The organism is Roseateles sp. 22389, from assembly GCF_052044995.1.
Taxonomy (GTDB): Bacteria; Pseudomonadota; Gammaproteobacteria; order Burkholderiales; family Burkholderiaceae_C; genus Roseateles.
The window spans coordinates 281784-300898 of the sequence record NZ_JBQEOF010000006.1 but is presented as its reverse complement, the minus strand read 5'-3'; the positions used below and the strand labels follow the sequence as shown (position 1 = coordinate 300898).

Sequence of the window (19115 nt, the reverse complement as noted above, 5' to 3'; positions counted from 1 at the left end):
CCGTGTCGCTTCCGCCGCCTTCCTTTTCCTCTCGACATGACGCGGGTCCGCCCGCGCCGCCCCGCACCATGAGCTTCCAGGTCACCGTCCTGCCCGCCGGCCGCAACTTCACCGTCGACGACGACGAAACCGTGCTGGCCGCCGCCATCCGCCAGGGCATCGGCCTGCCCTACGGCTGCAAGGACGGCGCCTGCGGTTCCTGCAAGAGCAAGCTGGTCGAGGGCCAGGTCGTGCATGGCGAGCACCAGTCCAAGGCGCTGCCGCCGGCCGAGGAGGCCGCCGGCATGATCCTCACCTGCTGCGCCAGGCCGCAGACCGATTGCGTCGTCGAGGCCCGCACGGTGCCCGGCGCCGGCGAGTTCCCGGTGCTCAAGCTGCCCAGCCGCGTGATCACCGTCGAGAAGCCGGCCGGCGACGTCGCCGTCATCCGGCTGCAGCTGCCGGCCAACCAGAACCTGCAATACCGCGCCGGCCAGTACGTCGAGTTCATCCTGCGCGACGGCGCCCGCCGCAGCTATTCGATGGCCAACGCGCCGAGCCGCCTGGGCACGCCGCCGGCCATCGAACTGCACATCCGCCACATGCCCGGCGGCAAGTTCACCGACCACGTCTTCGGCACGCTCAAGGAAAAGGACATCCTGCGCATGGAAGGCCCGTTCGGCAGCTTCTTCCTGCGCGAGGACAGCGACAAGCCGATCGTGCTGCTGGCCTCGGGCACCGGCTTCGCGCCGATCAAGGCGATCCTGGAGCGCATCCAGGACCAGGGCATCACCCGCCCGGTGACGCTGTACTGGGGGGCGCGCGGCCAGGCCGACCTCTACCTGCACGACTGGGCGGTCCAGGCCGCTGCGGCGATGCCCACGCTGAGCTACGTGCCGGTGCTGTCCGAGCCCAACGCCGAGGACGGCTGGACCGGTCGCACCGGATTCGTCCACCAGGCCGTGATGGCCGACCTGCCGGACCTGTCGCGCCACCAGGTCTACGCCTGCGGCGCGCCCGTCATGGTGGAGTCGGCGCAGCGCGACTTCGTCGCCCGCTGCGGCCTGCCGGCGGAGGAGTTCTACGCCGACGCGTTCACCTCCGAAGCCGACAAGCACGCCGGCTGAGCCGGCGGCAGCGCTTTGCGCACCGCGAATCCCGTATTGCCGGCGTGACATGCGCCAGGGCGGGTGAGGCGTCCGATACTCGCGGGCATGAAGCATTTCCCGCCGCCCTACTCCAGCGCCGCGCAGTTCGAGCAGCAACTGCAGGACCTCGGTCACACCGTCATCGCGCCGGAGAGCCTGACGCATTGGTTGCACTGCCAGGCGGGTGACCTGCGCGGGCTGCAGCCCTTCTGGAACGACCTGCCGCCCGACGCCTACCTGCGCGACGGCGGTCGCTACCGCTTCCGGCGGCATGCGAGCTTCGTCGTCGACGCGCAGGCCGACCCGTCGGTGCGCCTGGCGCCGCACCGCGCGCACTGGCAGCCGGTGGACTACAACGCGCTGCACGGCGGCATCGAGCGCTGGTTCGAGCCCATGGAGCCCGCCGCCGTGGAGCTGCCCATCTGGCCGCGCCTGCTGCTGGGCCTGGCGGGCGTGGCCGACCGGCTCAAAGGCGCGCGCCCGTGGTTCGTCGAGGCGCACCAGTTCCGCATCGACACCGCCGGCGGCATCGGCCGCCCGACGCCCGAAGGCGCGCACCGCGACGGCGTGGACCTGGTGGCCGTCTTCATGCTGGCCCGCCATGGCATCAAGGGGGGTGAGTCGCGCGTCTTCGAGGCCGACGGTCCGCGCGGCCAGCGCTTCACGATGATGGAACCCTGGACGCTGCTGCTGCTCGACGACGAGCGCGTGATCCACGAGACCACCCCCATCCAGCCGATGGAGCCCACCCATCCGGGCCACCGCGACACCCTGGTGGTGACCCTGCGCGCCGACGCCTTCATGGGCCGCTGAGCCACTCACTCCCTTCTTTTTGCTAGTCCGCCGGCGCCCGATGCCCTGCATCGCGCGCCGGCTTTCGTTCGTCCGTGAAATGCCGCGCATCGCCGATGGCGCCTGGCTTCGCGGAGGGTGGGCGCGCCCGACGCCAAGCCAATCGGCGCCGGGATTTGCTGGAATACCTACTCAAATTAACTAGCAAACATTAGTAGTTTCTCAACGCGTCAATAACATATTCAGGCGCCCCACCCATTCGGGTGATTGGCCTCAACAAAATCGGCAGAATCAAGGCACTGGAATCCCTTGAATTGATCAATCGATGACCGGTTCGGTCGCCGTCTAAACACATTGACGGAATCGACATTCGGCCCCGTCCCCGCTTCCTAAACTGACCTGGCGAATTGAGATTTTCGCCGTGACCCAGCAATCCGCCGGGCCAGTCTCCAGGGAGTTTCCATGCGGTCGATCAATCACCACTGGCTGCGGCCAATACTGGCCTTCAGCATCGGCGGCGCCATTCAAATGGGCGCCCTGGCGGAAACCCCGCCGGATTGCACGACCACCCTCGATGCCCAAACCCTGGTCACGCTGAGCGCCGCCGTCGACAGCGCCCTGTGCCGGGATACCCGCACCGCCACGGCCTGGGTTTCCATCAAGGCGCAGAAAATCCAACTGGCCGCGGCCAAGGCGGCTTATCTCCCGACGGTCAATGCCTCGCTGACGGCGCAAAGCAATACCAGCCAGAGCGCCCAGTCGCCGGGCGGCAACCAGCGCGTCACCGGCTACAGCAGTTATCTCGGCCTGAGCTGGCGGCTCTTCGACTTCGGCGAGCGCGCCGCCCGCGAGGAAATGGCCGAACGCCTGCTGACCGCGGCCACCAGCACCTACGACGACGCCGTGCGCCGGACCGTCTCCGACACCATCCAGGCCTATTTCTCCGCCCTGCAGGCGAACGCCACGCTGGGCGCGCGCCAGCAGTCGGTGGCGCTGGCGCAGCGCACCCGCGACGCCGCCCGCGACCGGGAGCAAAAGGGCGCCGCCAGTCGCGCCGACACCCTGCAGGCCGAGGCCTCGCTGGCCCGCGCACGCTTGAACCTGCAGCGCGCTAAGGCGGAGCTGGACAAGGCCACCGCGGTGCTGGTCCAGACCATGGGCGCGCCGGCCGGCACGGCGCTGCGCCTCCCCGACAAGAGCCCCACCCCGTCACGCGCCGAATTGCCCGACCTGGGCCAGCTGCTGGATGAGGCCAGGACCCACCACCCGGCCATCCTCGCCGCCCGCTATCAGCGCGACGCGAGCCAGGCCGGCGTCGCCGCCGCCCGGGCGGCCGGACGTCCCACCATCGACTTCACCGCGGCCAACTACCGCAATGGTTATCCGAACCAGAGCGTCCAGGCCTCGCGCTCGAGCACCTTCACCGTCGGCGCCACCATCACGATTCCGCTGTTCGATGGTGATTCCCGTCGCAACAAGATCCAGGAAGCCCAGGCGCAAGCGGAGAAATCCGAACTGCAGGTGACGGACACCGAAAACCGTGTCCTGCTGGAGCTGGTCAAAACCCATGCGGAATTGGCGGCCTCGCTGGACAACATCGACGCCGCGAATCAATTGCTCCAGGCCGCGCAATCCGCCATGGATTCCGCGACGAATCGATATGAACGCGGCGTCTCGGACACCCTGGAACTGATTTCCGCCCAAGGCACCCTGGTCGATGCGCTCGATGCACGAGCCCAGTGCGAATACCAGTGGAACGCGGCCCGGCTGAAATTGATGTCGGACCTCGGCGACATGAATAGAGACGGCATCGCCGCGCTCGACGGCCCGCTGCCCACCCCCTGATTCCCCCCAAGCCCACGCGACTCCCGGAAGGACCGAGGAGAAGCGCCCGCTGTTGTCCCGCGGCCGACCTTTTCCGGCCACTCCCTCCCTCGAAAGAGCCACCAGCTCACCACACCATGACCACCCTGAACACCCTGACCAAAACCCAGTTCACCGCCCTGACGGCCGCCCAGATCGCGGCCCTGGCGCCTGCCGACCTCGCCGGCCTGGACATCACCCACTGCCAATGGCTGACCGGCACGCAGGTCGCCGCCTTCACCGGCGCCATGGTGTCCGCGATGAGCGCGGCCCAGTTGAGCGCCATCGCGCCGCTGAACTACCTGAAGGGCGCGGCGGTCCAGGGCATGACGGCCGACCAGGTGCGGGGCCTGAGCCCCGCCCAGGTCGGCAAGCTGATCAACATCCATTGGCTGGGCGACGGGGCCGCCGCGGCGCTGTCGCCGGAGCAGGTCGCCGCGATCGGCATCGACGGCAAGTACCTGTCGGCGCGCTGGGTCAACGCGCTGTCGCCGAAGGCCTTCGCCGCCATCACGCCGGCCAAGGTCGCGCAATTCACCAGCGCCGCGCTGACCGGGCTGAGCGCCTTCCGCGTCTCGGAGCTGAGCGCCGACGCGGTGGCCGCCCTGAGCGTCGAGCAACTCCTCTCGATCGCGTCGCTGGCCTGCCTGGACCGCGGCGCCGCCGGCCTGTCCGCCAGCGCCGTCCGGGCGATGAGCCCGGAACTCATCAGCGGCATGGTCGGCCTGGATGCCCTGCGTCCGGACGCGGTCGCCGCGTTGTCCGTCGCGCAGGTGGCGGGCATCGATGAGGGCGCCTGGAGCGACTTCTCCGCCGACTGGATCAACGCGCTGTCGAAGGATGCCTTCGCCGCCGTGCCGGCCGGCGGCCTCGCGCAACTGGGCACCTCGGCCCTGAGCGGCCTGAGCGCCACCCGCGTCGCGCAGTTGAGCGCCGAGGCCATCGCCGCGATGAGCGTCGAGCAGATCGTTGCCATCACCGCCCTGGGCGCGCTGGACGCGGGCGCGGCCGGCCTGTCCGCCGACGCCATCCGGGCACTGGCCCCGGACGTCATCGGCGGCCTGGCCGGGATCACCGAGCTGCGCCCGGGCGCGATCGGCGCGTTGTCGATCGCGCAGGTCGCTGCGCTGGACAACGAGCGATGGGGCGAACTCACCGCTGGATGGATCAACGCCTTGTCGCGCGAGGTCGTGGGTGGCCTGACGACGGCGCAGATCGCGTCGATCCCGGCCGACGTCGTGCCGGGCCTGAGCACCGCGGTCGTGTCCGCGATGAGCGCGGCCCAGCTGGCCGCGATCCCCTCGCCGTCGCTGCTGTCGCCCGAGGCGGCGGCCATCCGCACTGCGGCGCTGGCGCCCACGGACTGGAGCAAGGTGAACTCGGACTGGCTCAATGCGCTGGCGCCCTCCGATCTCGCGCGCATCGCGCCGGTCGACTTCGGCAAGCTGAGCTCGACGGCCGTCCTGGGACTCCAGCCGGCCTCGATCGCGGCCCTGACCGCCGACCAGGTCCGCACCATCAACTTCAGTTGGGGGGCGATGTCCGTCGCCTGGATGCAGGCGCTGTCGCCGAGCGCCCTGGCGGTGCTCCCGCCGGACAACATCAGGCAGTTCAACAAGGCGGTGGCGCCGGCGCTGTCGCTGGAGGCCCTGCGGGCGCTCTCGCCCCAGCAGCTTGCCGTCCTGCCAGGCCTCTACACGCTGCCCGCCGCGTCCGTCGCCGTCCTGAGCGCGACCCAGGTCGCCGGCATCACGACGCTGAGCGGCGTCACCAAGGCCTGGCTGGACGCGCTGTCGCCCGGCGTGATCGGCGCCCTGCAACCCGGCGCGCTGGCCACGCTGCCCACCGCCGTCGTTCCGACGCTGACCGCCGCGACGCTATCCGGCTTCTCCAGCGATCAACTGGCGGCGATCAACCGTCCCGATCTGCTGAACGCGGCGGCCGCCGAGGTGCGCAACGCCGCCCTAGGCAACTTCGCTTCGACCAACTGGGCCCAGGCCACCGCCGCCTGGCTCAATGGCCTGTCGCCCGCCGAGCTCGCGCAGCTCCCCGCCGGCGGCCTGGCGCTGATGCCCAGCGCCCAGATGGCGGCGCTGCTGCCCGAGACGATCGCCGCCCTGTCGCCCGCCCAGGTCGCGGCGCTCACCCGTCCGGACCTGCTGTCCGCCGAAGCCGCCGCCACGCTGGCACCGGCGCAGGTCGCCGCCCTGCGCAACGGCTGGGCCACCGCGAGCGCCGCCTGGATCAACGCCCTGTCGCCGGCCGCCATCGCGGCCATCACGCCGGGCGCGGTCACCCAGTGGTCCAACTCGGCCCAGCTCGGCCTGAGCGCGACCACCGTGGGCGCGATGACGCCGGCGCAACTGGCCGCGATCTCCAACTACGGCGCGCTCTCGGCCAGTGCCATCGCCGCCATCACGCCCGAGGCGCTGAAAGCCCTCAGTCCGATGGCCATCTCCCGCCTGACCCGCGCCGACTGCCTGAGCATCGAGGCGGTCCGGGAACTGTCCGCCGAGCAGGCCCGCAACCTGTCCGGCGGGCTGTCCACCGTGAGCGCCGACTGGGTGAACGCGCTGCGTCCTGACGCTCTCGCGGCGATGCCGGCGCCGTTGCTGGCCTCGATCTCGCGCCGGGCCGTCGCCGGTCTGAGCCCAGCCACCATCGCCTGCCTGAGGCCGGACCAGATCGTCGGCATTCCCTCACTGGCGCTGCTGAGCGCCGACGCCGTCGCCGCGCTGAGCGCCGCACAGGTCGCCGCGCTGTGCCCGCGCCTGGGCGAGGTGTACTCCGACTGGCTGGACAACCTGTCGCACGACGCGCTGCCGGGCCTCGATGCGGCCGCCATCTCGCGCCTGTCGGCCCGCGTGCTGAACGGGCTGGACGCCGACACGCTGCAGTCGCTGTCGATGCGCCAGCTCGCCGCGATCAGCCAGCCCACCGCCCTGGCGCCGAGCGCGCTGTCCAACCTGTCGGGCGCGCAGATCGCCGCCCTGCCGCTGGACGCCGCCCGCATCGATGCCGCCTGGCTGAACGCCTGCCCGGCCTCGGTCATCGCGCTGCTGCCGGCGACGCTGGTGAGCCAGTTGCCCGACGCCACGCTGCGCGGCCTGAGCGCCACCACGCTGGCGTCGATGACGCCCGCTCAGCTGTCCGCGCTGCCGCATCCCGAGCTGCTGTCCGCGGCCGTCGTCGCCAGCCTGACATCGACCCAGCTGAGCAGCCTGCGCATCGACTGGACCCGTGTCGACGCGGCCTGGATCAACGCGCTGTCCGGCGAGGCGAAAGCCGCGCTGCCCGCCGCGGCGATCGGCGCGCTGAACGCGACCACGGTGGCCGGCCTGTCGGTCGCCACCATCCTCGCGATGAGCCCGCAGCAGCTGGCATCGCTCGCGACGCCTGACGCGCTGAGCGCCGACGCCGCCTCGGTGCGCGGCCTGCTGCTGGCGACGCCGGACTGGTCGACGGTCAGCGCCGCGACCTTCAACGCGCTGGGCCAGGCGGCGATCGCGATCCTGCCGGCCTCGGCCATCGCGCAGTTGCCGAGTGCCACGGTCCAGGGACTGAATGCGGCCACCCTCGCCGCGATGAGCGCCACGCAGCTCTCCGTGCTGCCCACGCCCGAGCAACTGGCGCCGAGCGCGCTCGCCGGCCTGAGCGCCGCGCAAGTCGCCGCGCTGCCCATCGCCTGGAACAACGTGACGGCCGACTGGATCAACGCGCTGCCCGCGAGCGCGATCGCGGCGATCCCGACGGCCTCCATCGGCAAGCTGTCCACCGCCATCGCGCCCGCGCTGGGCGCCGACGCGGTCCGCGCGATGACCCCGGCTCAGGTCGCGGTGCTTCCCGCGCTCAACAGCCTGTCGCTCGCCGCCGTCGCGGCGCTCACCCCGGCGCAGACGGCCGGCCTGACGGTCCGGATGAACGCCTACAGCGCTGACTGGATCAACGCGCTGTCGCCGGCCGCGATCTCGGCACTGCCGCCATCCATCATCGAGCCGCTGTCGCCCACTGAGGTCGCCCGGCTGTCGCCCGCGTCCGCCGCCGCGCTCACGCCCGGCCAGATCAAGGTGATGGACAACGTGTCGCGGTTGTCGCAGGACGCGGTGGCCGCGCTGACGCCGAACCAGACGCCGTGGTTCATGCCCTCGGAATGGAGCACGCTGAGGTTCGACGCGCTGTCGCCGGCCGCGCTGGCCGCGATTCCGCCGAGCATCATCGCGGGCCTGTCCACCTCCATGGCCCCGCGGCTGACCGCGGCGGTGGTGGGCCGCATGACGCTGGCCCAGATCGCGTCCCTGCCGGCCATCGGCACGCTGCCCGCCGCCATCACCGCGACGCTGACGCCGGCTCAAGCGGGCGCGCTGCTCAACCTGGCCAGCGTCACGCCGGCCTGGCTGGCGGCCCTGTCGCCCACGGCCTTCACGGCGCTGGCCCCGGTGGCCCTCGCCACCCTGCCCGCGACGACCGTCGCCGCGCTGACCCCGGCGCAGGTCGCGTCGATGAACGCTGACCAACTGATCGGCCTACCTTTCACCGAGCGGCTGTCGGCCGACGCCTCGGCCGCGCGCACCGCGCTGCTGGGCCAGGCGGCCACGATCAACGGCGCCGCGTTCACCGCGGACCAGCTCAACGCGATGTCGGCCGAGTCGCTGGCCGCATTGCCGGCCGGCGCCTTCGCGCTCGTGCCGCCGACGGTGATCCAGGCGCTGCTGCCGGCCACCGTGGCCGCGATGACGCCCGCGCAGGTCGCGGCGCTGCGCAACCCCGAGATGCTCTCGACCGCCGCCGTCGCGGTGCTGAGCGCCGACCAGGTCAGCGGCATCCGCGCCGGCTGGAACGCCGTCGGCGCGGCCTGGCTGAACGCCTTGTCGCCAGCCGCCGCGGCTGCGCTGCCCGCGATGGGTCTGGCCCGGCTGTCGACCGGCGCCGTGGCGGGCCTGAGCGCCGCCACCGTCAGCGCGCTGAACGCCGACCAGATCGCCGCCATCGCGAACCTGCCGTCGCTGGCTGCCGGCACGACTGGCCTGACCGCGGACACCATCCGCGGACTGGCGCCCGCGCAGATCGCGCGCATCGCCAACCTGCAGGTCCTGACCGACGCGGCGGTCCACGCCCTCTCGCCCGACCAGGTGCGCGCGATCAGCTCCAGCTTCTCCTACATGTGGGGCGCCTGGTTCAACGCGCTGACGCCGGAAGCCCTGGCGGCGGTGCCGGCGGCCGGCATCAAGGCGATGTACACCGGCTCCGTTCCGCAGCTGTCGGCCGCCTGCATCGGTGCGCTGACGCTGGAGCAGTTCGCCGCGCTCGACACCAACCGTCTGTCGGCCGCCGGCGCCAGCGGCCTGCGTCCGGACATGATCCGCACGCTGTCGCCGGCCCGCATCGCGACGCTGCCGGGGCTGGAGGCGCTGTCCCCGGCCGCGGTGGCGGCCCTGTCGGCCGACCAGGTCGGCGCCATCCAGGCCGGCGCGTGGAACAAGCTCAATCCGGGCTGGCTGGGCGCCTTGTCCACCGACGCCTGGGGCTCGGTGCCCACCACCGCCTTCGGTCGGTTCACCGCCGCGACGATGCGCAGCCTGACCGCCGCGTCGGTCTCGGGCTGGACCGCCGAGCAGTTCGCCGCCGTGGCCAACGTCGGCTGGATTCCCGAAGCCGCCGCCAGCGCCATCCGGCCCGAGCAGCTGAGCCGCGTCACCGACTTCGACACGGTCAGCGCCCGCTGGCTCAACGCGCTGTCGGTGGAGGCCTTCGCCGCCATCCCGGCCGACGGCGTCAACCAGATGTCGCTGGCCGCGCTGCAAGGCCTGGACGCGACCCGTCGCGGGATCGCGATGGGCAAGGCCGACAAGACCCACGCCGGCTACCTCGCCGCCGCCTCGCGCGACGCGGGCATCAGCTACGACTCGGTGCTGGCGATGCTCACCGGCATGCAGTCGGGCATCGGCGCGGACGGCCTCTCGGTCGACCAGTTCGCCGCCATCAACGGCATGCTGTCCGGCGCCAAGGCGGTCAACGGCGGCCAGACCTACGTCTCGTCGCTGCTGACCAGCATGATCGGCAAGGACGGCCTGGCCGCCGGCATGAGCGCGGATGCGTTCACCGCTTCGGTCAACAAGTGGTTCCTGGGCACCAACAACCCGAAGGCGGCTTCCTACGTGGATCTGTCGGATTCGGTGTTGTTCAAGGGCGCGACCGGCCAGGCGGCGCTCAGCGTGGCCCAGGGGGGATACGGCAACTGCTGGCTGATCTCCTCCGTCGAAGAGCTCGCCGCGGTGGCTCCTGACCGCCTGTCCGGCCTGATCAGCGCGAACGGCAACGGCACCTTCGCCGTCAAGTTCTACAGCGGCGGCGCCGACAACCCCTTCTTCATCACGGTGGATGGCGTCGCCTCGTCCAAGGGCGCCAGCGTCGCCGGAGGAAGCTGGGTCCGCTTGCTGGAGGACGCGTATGTGGAGGCCATGGCCAGCGGCTACTTCGTCGCCAACGGCCACGCCCAGATCGAGAACGACTACAGCATCGGCATGGGCGGGAACTACGGCCGGATCGCCCAGCGCTCGCTCACCGGCGGCGTGAACAAGATCTACGGCTCCGGCATCGATGCCCGTGAGGCGGTCGTTGCGGCCCTGGAGGACGGCTCCGGCCTGGTCACCCACGGCTCATGGCGCAGCGCCACGGACGAGAACGGCAAGACGACGCTGGTCGGCGGGCACGCCTTCTCGATCATTGGCGTGAACGAGACCAACGGCAAATACATCTTCCGCAATCCGTGGAGCTCCAGCATGGTGTTCGAGATGTCGGCCCAGGAGCTGGACGCCCTGCCGGGCAGCTGCAACTTCTCGGTCACCGAGATGGGCGACGAGTACGGCAGCCAGGCGCTGCGCGACATGACCGCCGCCGACGCGACGGCGATGGCACAGGCGCTCACCGACACGGCCGCGCTGGTTCAGGCGATGGCCGGGTTCGCGCAGGCCTCGGGGGCGATGACGACCGCCTCGCCGGAAGACCGACCCCAGACCGCCGCGCCGCTGCTGGCGACGTCTCGATGACCGGTTGCCGCTGAGGCCTCGCTGAGGCCATCGCACGACCACCGGGCGGCTCCGGCCGCCCGGCCCCCCTTTCACCAGGACTCTCATCATGGACACCCTCCTCGACGCTGCCGTCGTCGCCCCGCCATCGACCCGGCGCATGCCCGGGTCCCCCCAGGCGTCCGACACCGTATCCAGCCCCCCCTGCGCGGCGCCATCCACCGCCGCGTCGGTCGCCGGCCCCACGTCCGGCGCCGCACCGGACCCCGCCCTCGCCTGCCTGCTCTCCATCGCCGCGCTGCACGGCCTGCCCGCCGACGAGGCGCAGCTGCGCCACCAGTTCGGCGGCGAGGCCTTCGATGACCAGACGCTGCAGCTGGCCGCCGGCCACCTCGGCCTGAAGGCCAAGCTGCTGCGCCAGCCCGCGGAGCGCCTGGACAAGGCGCCGCTGCCGGCCATCGGCCGCGACCGCGAGGGCCACTGCTTCCTCCTGGCCCAATGCCGCCAGTCCCCCGATGGCGGCCGCCAGGTGCTGATCCAGTACCCCGGCCAGGCGCCGCGCGTGCTCGGCACCGGCGAGTTCGTCGCCCTGTGGACCGGCACCCTGATGCTGTTCACCAGCAAGGCCAGCTTCGCCGGCGAGATGGCCAAGTTCGACTTCACCTGGTTCATCCCCGCCATCGTCCGCTACCGCCGCATCCTGGGCGAGGTGCTGCTCATCTCGCTCTTCATCCAGCTGATCGGCCTGGTCACGCCGATGTTCTTCCAGGTCGTGATGGACAAGGTGCTCGTCAACCATGCGATGAGCACCCTCAACGTCGTGGCCGTCGGCCTGATCTGCGCCACCGTCTTCGAGGTGGTGCTCACCGGCATCCGCTCCTGGATCTTCTCGCACACCAGCAACAAGCTGGACGTCGAGCTCGGCGCACGCCTGTTCCGCCACCTCGTGGCGCTGCCGCTGTCCTACTTCCACGCGCGCCGCGTCGGCGACTCGGTCGCCCGCATCCGCGAGCTGGAGAACATCCGCTCCTTCCTCACCGGCAACGCGCTGACGCTGGTGCTGGACCTGCTGTTCTCGGTCGTCTTCTTCGGCGTGATGCTCTGGTACAGCCCGGCGCTGACGCTGATCGTGGCGCTCTCCATCCCGCTCTACCTGATCGTGTCGGTGGTCCTGACGCCGGTGCTGCGCGCGCGGCTGGACACCAAGTTCAACAAGGGCGCGGAGAACCAGTCCTTCCTGGTCGAGACCATCAGCGGCATCGACACGGTCAAGGCCATGGCGGTCGAGCCGCGCTGGATCCAGAAGTGGGAGAAGCAGCTCGCCGGCTACGTCACCGCCGGCCAGTCGGTCACCAACATCGCCACCGTCGCCAACGCCGGCATCACGCTGATCAGCAAGCTGGTCACCGCCGCCATCATGTGGCTGGGCGCGCTGCTGGTGATCGACCAGAAGCTGAGCGTGGGCGAGCTGGTCGCCTTCAACATGCTGGCTGGCCAGGTCTCCAGTCCCATCCTGCGCCTGGCGCAGCTGTGGAACGACTTCCAGCAGGTCGGCATCTCGGTGGCGCGGCTGGGCGACGTGCTCAACGCCCGCCCCGAGGTCGCCGGCCAGAAGACCCGCCTGCCGCGCCTGTCCGGCGCGATCGAGTTCGACAACGTCGCCTTCCGCTACCGCCCCGACGCCTCCGACGTGCTGCGCGGCGTGAAGCTGCGCATCGAGCCGGGCCAGGTCATCGGCATCGTGGGCCGCTCCGGTTCCGGCAAGAGCACGCTGACGCGGCTGGTCCAGCGCCTGTACGTGCCCAACCGCGGCCGCGTGCTGATCGACGGCCAGGACATCGCCGTCATCGATACCGCCTCGCTGCGCCAGCAGGTCGGCGTGGTGCTGCAGGACAACGTGCTGTTCAACCGCTCCATCCGCGACAACATCGCGCTGGCCGATCCCACCCTGTCCATCGAGGCCGTCATCCAGGCCGCGAAGCTGGCCGGCGCGCACGACTTCATCTGCGAACTGGCCGACGGCTACGACACCATCGTCGGCGAGAGCGGCACGGGCCTGTCCGGCGGCCAGCGACAGCGCATCGCGATCGCGCGCGCGCTGGTCGGCGATCCGCGCATCCTGATCTTCGACGAGGCCACCAGCGCGCTGGACTACGAGTCCGAGAAGGTCATCCAGGACAACATGCGCTCGATCTGCCAGGGGCGGACGGTGCTGATCATCGCCCACCGCCTCTCGGCGGTCCGCGACGCGCATCGCATCGTGGTCATGGAGCGCGGCGAGGTCGCCGAGTCCGGCACCCACGACGAACTGCTCGCCAACCCCGACGGCATCTACACCCACCTGAACTCGCTGCAGCAGACGCTGCGGGACACCTCCCGGGAGACGCAATCATGAGCCTGCGACACCGATTCCAAGCCGCGGCCGAGCTGCTCGGCCGCTACGCCCAGGTCACCGGGCATGCCTGGCGGCTGCAGTCCGCCCAGGGCACGCCCGACCTGAAGGCCCACGAGGCCGAGTTCCTGCCCGCCGCGCTGGCGCTGCAGGCCAGCCCGGTCTCGCCGGCCGGCCGCTGGGTCGCGCGCGGCCTGGTGCTGATGATCCTGGTCGCGCTGGCCTGGGCCACCTTCAGCCATGTCGACGTGGTCTCGGTCGGCCAGGGCAAGATCGCCGTCACCGGCGAGACCAAGACCATCTCCTCCACCCAGGTCGCCTCGGTGCGCGCCATCCACGTGGTCGAGAACCAGCGGGTGCGCGCCGGCCAGCTGCTCATCGAGCTCGACGGGCGCGAGGCCGGCAGCGAGTTCGACAAGGCCGATGGCGAGCGCCAGACCGCCACCGTGCAGGTGGCCGTCCAGCGCGCGCTGATCGATGCGCTGGGCACCGGCCGCGCGCCGCGGCTCCCGCCGCTGGAGGACATCACGCCCGAGCGACGCCGCGACGGCGAGCTCTTCCTGGTCGACGCCTGGAGCGAGTACACCGCCCGGAGCGACCGCCTGGCCCGCGAGATCGCGCGCTACGCCGCCTCGCTGCCGCTGGCCCAGGACCGCGAGCGGGACTACGAGGCGCTGGCCGCCACGCGCGACGTCTCGCGCGACGCGTGGATGCAGCGCAAGACCGCGCGGCTGGAGCTCGAGGGCCAGATCGCCCTGGCCCGCGCCCAGCAGGCCGAGCTGCGCGCCAGCCTGCGCAAGACGGCGCAGGACCACCTGGCCGAATCGCTGCGCATCGCGCAGGCAGCGGCGCAGGACGTGGCCCGCGCCAGCGCCCATCGCGCGCTGCTGCAGCTGCGCTCGCCGGTCGACGGCACGGTGCACCAGCTGACGGTGCACACCGAGGGCGCCGCCGTGCCCGCCGCGCAGGCGCTGATGCAGATCGTGCCCGCCAGCGACCGCATGCAGTTCGAGGCCTTCATCGAAAACCGCGACGCCGGCTTCGTCCATGCGGGCGACACGGTCGCGGTGAAGATCGACGCCTTCGACTACACCCGCTACGGCACGGTGCCGGGCCGCGTGCTGCACGTCTCGCGCGACGCCGTCCATGACGACAAGCGCGGGCTGCTCTTCGCGGTCACCGTGGAGCTGGCCCGCAACCAGGTCATGGTGGAAGGCAAGCCGGTCCCGATCAGCGCCGGCATGTCGGGCTCGGTGGACATCCGCACCGGCCGCCGCCGCGTCATCGAGTACGTGCTGTCCCCGCTGGTCCAGCACCGCGAGGAGAGCCTGCGAGAGCGCTGAGCGCTGAGCGCTGAGCGCTGAGCGCCGGGCACCGACCCGCGTCGCGCTGGTCAACGCGCTTCGGCGGGCCCGGCCGGCGGCGACGCCTCGCCGGGCGTCTCGGGGTCGGGCAGCTCCGCGAAGAAGGTGGAGCCCCGTCCGACCTCGCTGCTCGCGCCGACGCGGCCGCCCTGGGCCTCGACGATGCGCTTGGTCAGCGCCAGGCCCAGCCCCGTGCCGGGGTACTGGCGGCGGACCGTCGAGGGCAGCTGCGTGAACTCGGTGAACAGCCGGGCCAGGTCCTCCTCGGCGATGCCCGGCCCGGTGTCCTCCACCTCGACCCGGAAGCGCTGGTCGCCGCAAGGCGCCGCCCGCACCGTCAGGTGTCCGCCCTCGGGCGTGAACTTCCAGGCGTTGGACAGGTAGTTGTAGAGCACCTGCCGCAGCCGCAGCGTGTCGGTCCAGACCAGGCCCAGCTGATCGTCGATCTCGATGTCCACCGCCAGCGGCTTGTCGGCGAAGCTGCCGGTCACCACGTCCACCACCTCGCGCGCCACCTCGGCGACGTTGGTCCGGTCGGGATGCAGCTCCAGCCCGACCGCCTCCAGCCGCGCCAGGTCGAGGATGTCGTTGATCAGGTCCAGCAGGTGCCGGCCGCTGGACAGGATGTGGCCCGCGTAGTTGCGCACCCGCTCCGCCGGCAGCGTGGACGCGCCGTCCGCCATCAGCTGCGAGAAGCCGATCACCGCGTTCAGCGGCGTGCGCAGCTCGTGCGACATGTTGGCCAGCAGCCGTCCCTTGTGGCGGCTGACCTCGAGGATGCGCTTGTTCTCCAGTTCCAGTTCGGCGCTGCGCAGGCGCAGGGCCTGGGCCCGCATGCGCACGCGCGCCTCGCGGCTGCGAGCCTCGGCATAGTCGATCGCGCGCACCAGCGTGCGCGGCCGCACGTCCTGCTTGGACAGATAGTCCTGCGCGCCGGCCGTCATGCAGGACATCGCCAGCGCGTCGTCCTCCATGCCGGTGAGCACGACGATGGGCGTGTCGCGCGCCTGCGCGCGCACCGCGCTGACGCACTCGATGCCAGCGGCATCGGGCAGGTGCAGGTCCAGCAGCACCGCCGCGACGCGGTGCCGCTCCAGCAGCGCCACCGCTTCGGACAGCCGCGTCGCCCGCATCACCGGGCGCGGCGCCGCGGGCGTGGCCTCGGCCAGCAGGTCGGTGATCAGGTCGGCGTCGCCGTCGTTGTCCTCCACCAGCAGGATGGGCAGCGGCGCGCGGCGCGGCTCCCGGCCCAGGTCGTCGGGCAGCGCGCTCATGGCAGCTTCACCACCGTGAACCAGAAGCCCTCGATCGCCTGCACGATGGACTGGAAGGCCACCAGCCCCACCGGCTTGGTGACGTAGCAGTTGGCGCCCAGCTGGTAGCTCTTGACGATGTCGTGCTCGGCGTCGGAGGAGGTCAGCACCACCACGGGGATCTCCTTGAGCTCGGGCTCGGCCTTGATCCGCGCCAGCACCTCGCGCCCGCTCAGCTTGGGCAGGTTGAGGTCGAGCAGGATGAGGTCGGGCCGCTCGGCCGCTTCATACGGCGGCTCGCGCAGCAGCCGCGACAGCGCCTGCGCGCCGTCCACCGCGACCGCGATGTCCAGGCGCAGCCGGCTGTGCTCCAACGTCTCGGCCACCAGGTCGGCGTCGCCGGGGTTGTCCTCGATGAGCAGGATGTTCAGCGGTTGGCTCATGGGGCTCAGACTCCTTCGGCGCGCGCCGCCAGCAGGGTGAAGGACACGGTGCTGCCCTGCCCCGGCGCGGAGTCGATCCAGATCGTGCCGCCGTGGCGCTCGACGATGCGCTTGGCGATGGCCAGGCCGATGCCGCTGCCCTCGTAGCGCCCCAGCTCGTGCAGCCGCTGGAACATCTGGAACACGCGCTGCGCGTACTGCATGTCGATGCCGATGCCGTTGTCGCTGACCTGGAACAGCCAGCGATGGCCCTGCGGCCGCGCCGTGATCCGCACCCGCGGCGGCGCCTCCGACCGGAACTTGATCGCGTTGCTGATGAGGTTCTGCAGCAGCTGATGCAACTGGCCCTCGTCGGCCGACACGCGCGGCAGCGGGTCGCTCTCAACGAGGCCGCCCGACTCGCGCAGCAGGCGCTGCAGCGCATGCGTCACCGCCTGCAGCACCTGCTCCGCCTCCACCGGCACCAGCGGCTTGCCCTGCGAGCCCACCCGCGAGTACGCCAGCAGGTCCGCCACCAGACGCTGCATGCGGCGCGCGCCGTCGGAGGCATAACGGATGTACTTGTCGGCGCGGTCGTCGATCTGCCCGGCATAGCGCTGCGCCAGCAGCTCGGTGTAGTTGGCCACCATGCGCAGCGGCTCCTGCAGGTCGTGCGAGGCCACGTAGGCGAACTGCTCCAGCTCGGCATTGCTGCGGCGCAGCTCGTCCTCGCTGCGGCGACGCTCGGTGATGTCGATGATGGAGGCGACGACGTAATGCCCGTCGGGCGCGTCGATCGGCGTCAGGCCGATCTCCACCGGCATCTCCGACCCGTCCTTGCGCAGCCCGAAGAGCTCGCGGCCCGCGCCCATGGGCCGCGCCTCGGGCCGGCTGGAGAAGGACGCCACGTGGCCCGGATGCCCGGCCCGGTAGCGCTCGGGGACCAGCATCTCGATCGGCTGCCCGAGGAATTCCGCCCGCGCGTAGCCGAACATCTCCTCGGCCCGCCGGTTGACCAGCCGGATGCGGCGCGCCGCGTCGATCATGATCATCGCGCTGGGCGAGGCCTCCACCACCAGCTCGAAGCGCTCCTGGGCGCGCTTGCGCTCGGTGATGTCGATGATGGCGGCCAGGGTGCACAGGCCCTCGGCGGTGTCGATGGGGCTCAGGCCGATCTCGATCGGCACTTCCTCGCCGTTCTTGCGCCGGCCGAAAAGGTCGCGGCCCGCGCCCATGGCGCGCGTCTCGGGCCGCATGAAGAAGTCGTCCACCTGGCGGGGATGGCCCTCACGGAAGCGCGTCGGTATCAGGGTCTCGACCGTCGCGCCCAGCAGGTCCTCGCGCGCGTAGCCGAACAGCTCCTCGGCCTTGCGGTTGACCAGCCGGATCCGGCGCTCCCGGTCCACCAGGACGATGGCGTTCGGGATCGCCTCGACGATCGACCGGAACCGGTCGTCGGCGGGGTTGTCTGACACGGTGCCCTCCCTGGGCGTGCGTCTTGCGCACAAGTTGTGCGCGCAGGTGTATCACGGACCCGGGGGACCCGCCAAGGGGGTGCCCGTCCCCAGGAGGGGGGCGATGGGGGCGCGACGTCGGCCCCGGCGGGGGCACCGCTTACACTGGCGGCCCCCATGCGCCACAAGCGCCTGCGGGCCGCACGGCGCCCTCCGCGGCGCCGGTTTCCTTCAAGCATCACAAGTGCAGGTTCACCCATGAACGCCCTGACCGACATCGCCCGCGCGCTGGCCGCCGGCTCGTCCGATTCCCTCCCCTCCTCGCTCTTCGGCCTGCCCGACCAAGCTCCGCACGAACGCGTGCTGCTGGCCGCCGACCCGGTGACCGGCCTGAAGGCGATCCTGGCGGTGCACAGCACCGCGCGCGGCCCGGCCTTCGGCGGCTGCCGCTTCTGGAGCTACGACAACGAGCTGGCCGCGCTGAACGACGCGCTGCGTCTGTCGCAGGGCATGAGCCTGAAGAACGCGCTGGCCAACCTGCCCTTCGGCGGCGGCAAGGCGGTGATCCTGAAGCCGCAGGGCGACTTCGACCGCGCGGCGCTGTTCGCGGCCTTCGGCCGCGCGGTGCAGTCGCTGCAAGGCGCCTACATCACGGCCGAGGACGTCGGCACGACGACGGCCGACATGACCGGCATGATGGCCCACACCTCGTATGTGTCGGGCATTCCGCGTGACGGCGCCTTCGGTGGCGACCCCAGCCCGAAGACCGCCTACGGCGTGTTCGTCTCGATCGACGAAGGCGTCAAGCGCGTGCTGGGCCGCGACTCGCTCGAGGGCGTGCGCGTGGCGCTGCAGGGCCTGGGCGCGGTGGGCTGGCACCTGGCCGAGTACCTGCACCGGGCCGGCGCGAAGCTGGTCGTCGCCGACGTCAATGCCGAGAAGGTCGCGCGCGCGCAGGCCGAGCTCGGCGCGACGGCGGTGAGCGTGACCGAGATCCTGGCGACGGACGTCGACGTGGTCGCGCCCTGCGCGCTGGGCGCGACGCTGAACGCGCAGTCGATCCCGGCGCTGAAGGCCCGGCTGATCGCCGGCGCCGCCAACAACCAGCTGGCCACCGCCGCCGACGGCGATGCGCTGCAGGCCCGCGGCATCACCTACCTGCCGGACTACCTGGTGAATGCCGGCGGCATCATCAGCGTGGCGCGCGAGTACCGCAACGAAGGCGAGGAATCGGCGGTGATGGCCGAGGTCGGCCAGATCCGCGGCCGCGTCGCCGAGCTGCTGGACCGTGTCAAGACGAGCGGTCAGACGCCGGCCCGCGAGGCGGACGCCTGGGCGCGCTCCCTGCTGGTCAAGCCGGCCTGAGCGGACAGCTCATTCGACGCAGCGGCGCCCCGAGGGGCGCCGTTTTTCATTGTGCGGC

Annotated in this window: 10 protein-coding genes; 7 read left to right on the top strand and 3 right to left on the bottom strand. The window is 71.4% G+C overall.

All coding sequences use genetic code 11. From position 1 onward, the window contains the following. Nucleotides 1-68: 68 nt before the first annotated feature. From ACTJKJ_RS11365 to ACTJKJ_RS11340, 6 genes are all read left to right on the top strand, one after another. Nucleotides 69-1106, top strand: a complete 1038-nt coding sequence (locus tag ACTJKJ_RS11365) for a CDP-6-deoxy-delta-3,4-glucoseen reductase (RefSeq protein ID WP_440820493.1) — start codon at nt 69-71, stop codon at nt 1104-1106. 87 nt (nt 1107-1193) lie between these two features. Continuing rightward, nucleotides 1194-1940 carry a 2OG-Fe dioxygenase family protein gene (locus ACTJKJ_RS11360; RefSeq protein WP_297381795.1) on the top strand — a complete coding sequence of 249 codons (747 nt, stop codon included), beginning with the start codon at nt 1194-1196 and terminating at the stop codon, nt 1938-1940. A gap of 441 nt (nt 1941-2381) precedes the next feature. After that, nucleotides 2382-3764, top strand: coding sequence for a TolC family protein (locus ACTJKJ_RS11355; RefSeq protein WP_440820492.1), 1383 nt, complete (start codon nt 2382-2384; stop codon nt 3762-3764). 116 nt (nt 3765-3880) lie between these two features. Further along, a complete protein-coding gene (locus ACTJKJ_RS11350) occupies nt 3881-10828 on the top strand; it encodes a C2 family cysteine protease (protein ID WP_440820491.1) in 6948 nt (2315 codons plus the stop codon). Between the two features lie 88 nt (nt 10829-10916). Beyond that, nucleotides 10917-13202, top strand: coding sequence for a type I secretion system permease/ATPase (locus ACTJKJ_RS11345; RefSeq protein ID WP_297381802.1), 2286 nt, complete (start codon nt 10917-10919; stop codon nt 13200-13202). Next, on the top strand, nt 13199-14542 hold the full coding sequence (locus ACTJKJ_RS11340) for an HlyD family efflux transporter periplasmic adaptor subunit (protein WP_297381804.1): 1344 nt from the start codon (nt 13199-13201) through the stop codon (nt 14540-14542). Before ACTJKJ_RS11345 ends, ACTJKJ_RS11340 begins: the two co-directional genes overlap by 4 nt. 50 nt (nt 14543-14592) lie before the next feature. On the opposite strand, the gene ACTJKJ_RS11335 is transcribed toward ACTJKJ_RS11340, so the two are convergent. From ACTJKJ_RS11335 to ACTJKJ_RS11325, 3 genes are read right to left on the bottom strand one after another with little or no spacing between them, the layout of a single operon-like run. Further along, nucleotides 14593-15837: a hybrid sensor histidine kinase/response regulator gene (locus tag ACTJKJ_RS11335; RefSeq protein WP_297381806.1), complete on the bottom strand. Its 1245-nt coding sequence runs from the start codon at nt 15835-15837 to the stop codon at nt 14593-14595. Continuing rightward, nucleotides 15834-16259: a response regulator gene (locus ACTJKJ_RS11330; RefSeq protein WP_091733268.1), complete on the bottom strand. Its 426-nt coding sequence runs from the start codon at nt 16257-16259 to the stop codon at nt 15834-15836. Before ACTJKJ_RS11330 ends, ACTJKJ_RS11335 begins: the two co-directional genes overlap by 4 nt. A 5-nt stretch (nt 16260-16264) precedes the next feature. Next, complete coding sequence (locus ACTJKJ_RS11325) at nt 16265-17713, bottom strand: sensor histidine kinase (protein ID WP_440820490.1); 1449 nt, start codon at nt 17711-17713, stop codon at nt 16265-16267. A gap of 237 nt (nt 17714-17950) precedes the next feature. Here ACTJKJ_RS11325 and ACTJKJ_RS11320 point away from each other — a divergent pair, with 237 nt between their 5' ends. After that, nucleotides 17951-19057: a Leu/Phe/Val dehydrogenase gene (locus ACTJKJ_RS11320; RefSeq protein WP_440820489.1), complete on the top strand. Its 1107-nt coding sequence runs from the start codon at nt 17951-17953 to the stop codon at nt 19055-19057. Nucleotides 19058-19115 lie beyond the last annotated feature (58 nt).

Coding starts and splice junctions, on each gene's coding strand:
- ACTJKJ_RS11365 (WP_440820493.1), top strand. CDS start 69: ATGAGCTTCCAGGTCACCGTCCTGCCCGCCGGCCGCAACTTCACCGTC.
- ACTJKJ_RS11360 (WP_297381795.1), top strand. CDS start 1,194: ATGAAGCATTTCCCGCCGCCCTACTCCAGCGCCGCGCAGTTCGAGCAG.
- ACTJKJ_RS11355 (WP_440820492.1), top strand. CDS start 2,382: ATGCGGTCGATCAATCACCACTGGCTGCGGCCAATACTGGCCTTCAGC.
- ACTJKJ_RS11350 (WP_440820491.1), top strand. CDS start 3,881: ATGACCACCCTGAACACCCTGACCAAAACCCAGTTCACCGCCCTGACG.
- ACTJKJ_RS11345 (WP_297381802.1), top strand. CDS start 10,917: ATGGACACCCTCCTCGACGCTGCCGTCGTCGCCCCGCCATCGACCCGG.
- ACTJKJ_RS11340 (WP_297381804.1), top strand. CDS start 13,199: ATGAGCCTGCGACACCGATTCCAAGCCGCGGCCGAGCTGCTCGGCCGC.
- ACTJKJ_RS11335 (WP_297381806.1), bottom strand. CDS start 15,837: ATGAGCGCGCTGCCCGACGACCTGGGCCGGGAGCCGCGCCGCGCGCCG.
- ACTJKJ_RS11330 (WP_091733268.1), bottom strand. CDS start 16,259: ATGAGCCAACCGCTGAACATCCTGCTCATCGAGGACAACCCCGGCGAC.
- ACTJKJ_RS11320 (WP_440820489.1), top strand. CDS start 17,951: ATGAACGCCCTGACCGACATCGCCCGCGCGCTGGCCGCCGGCTCGTCC.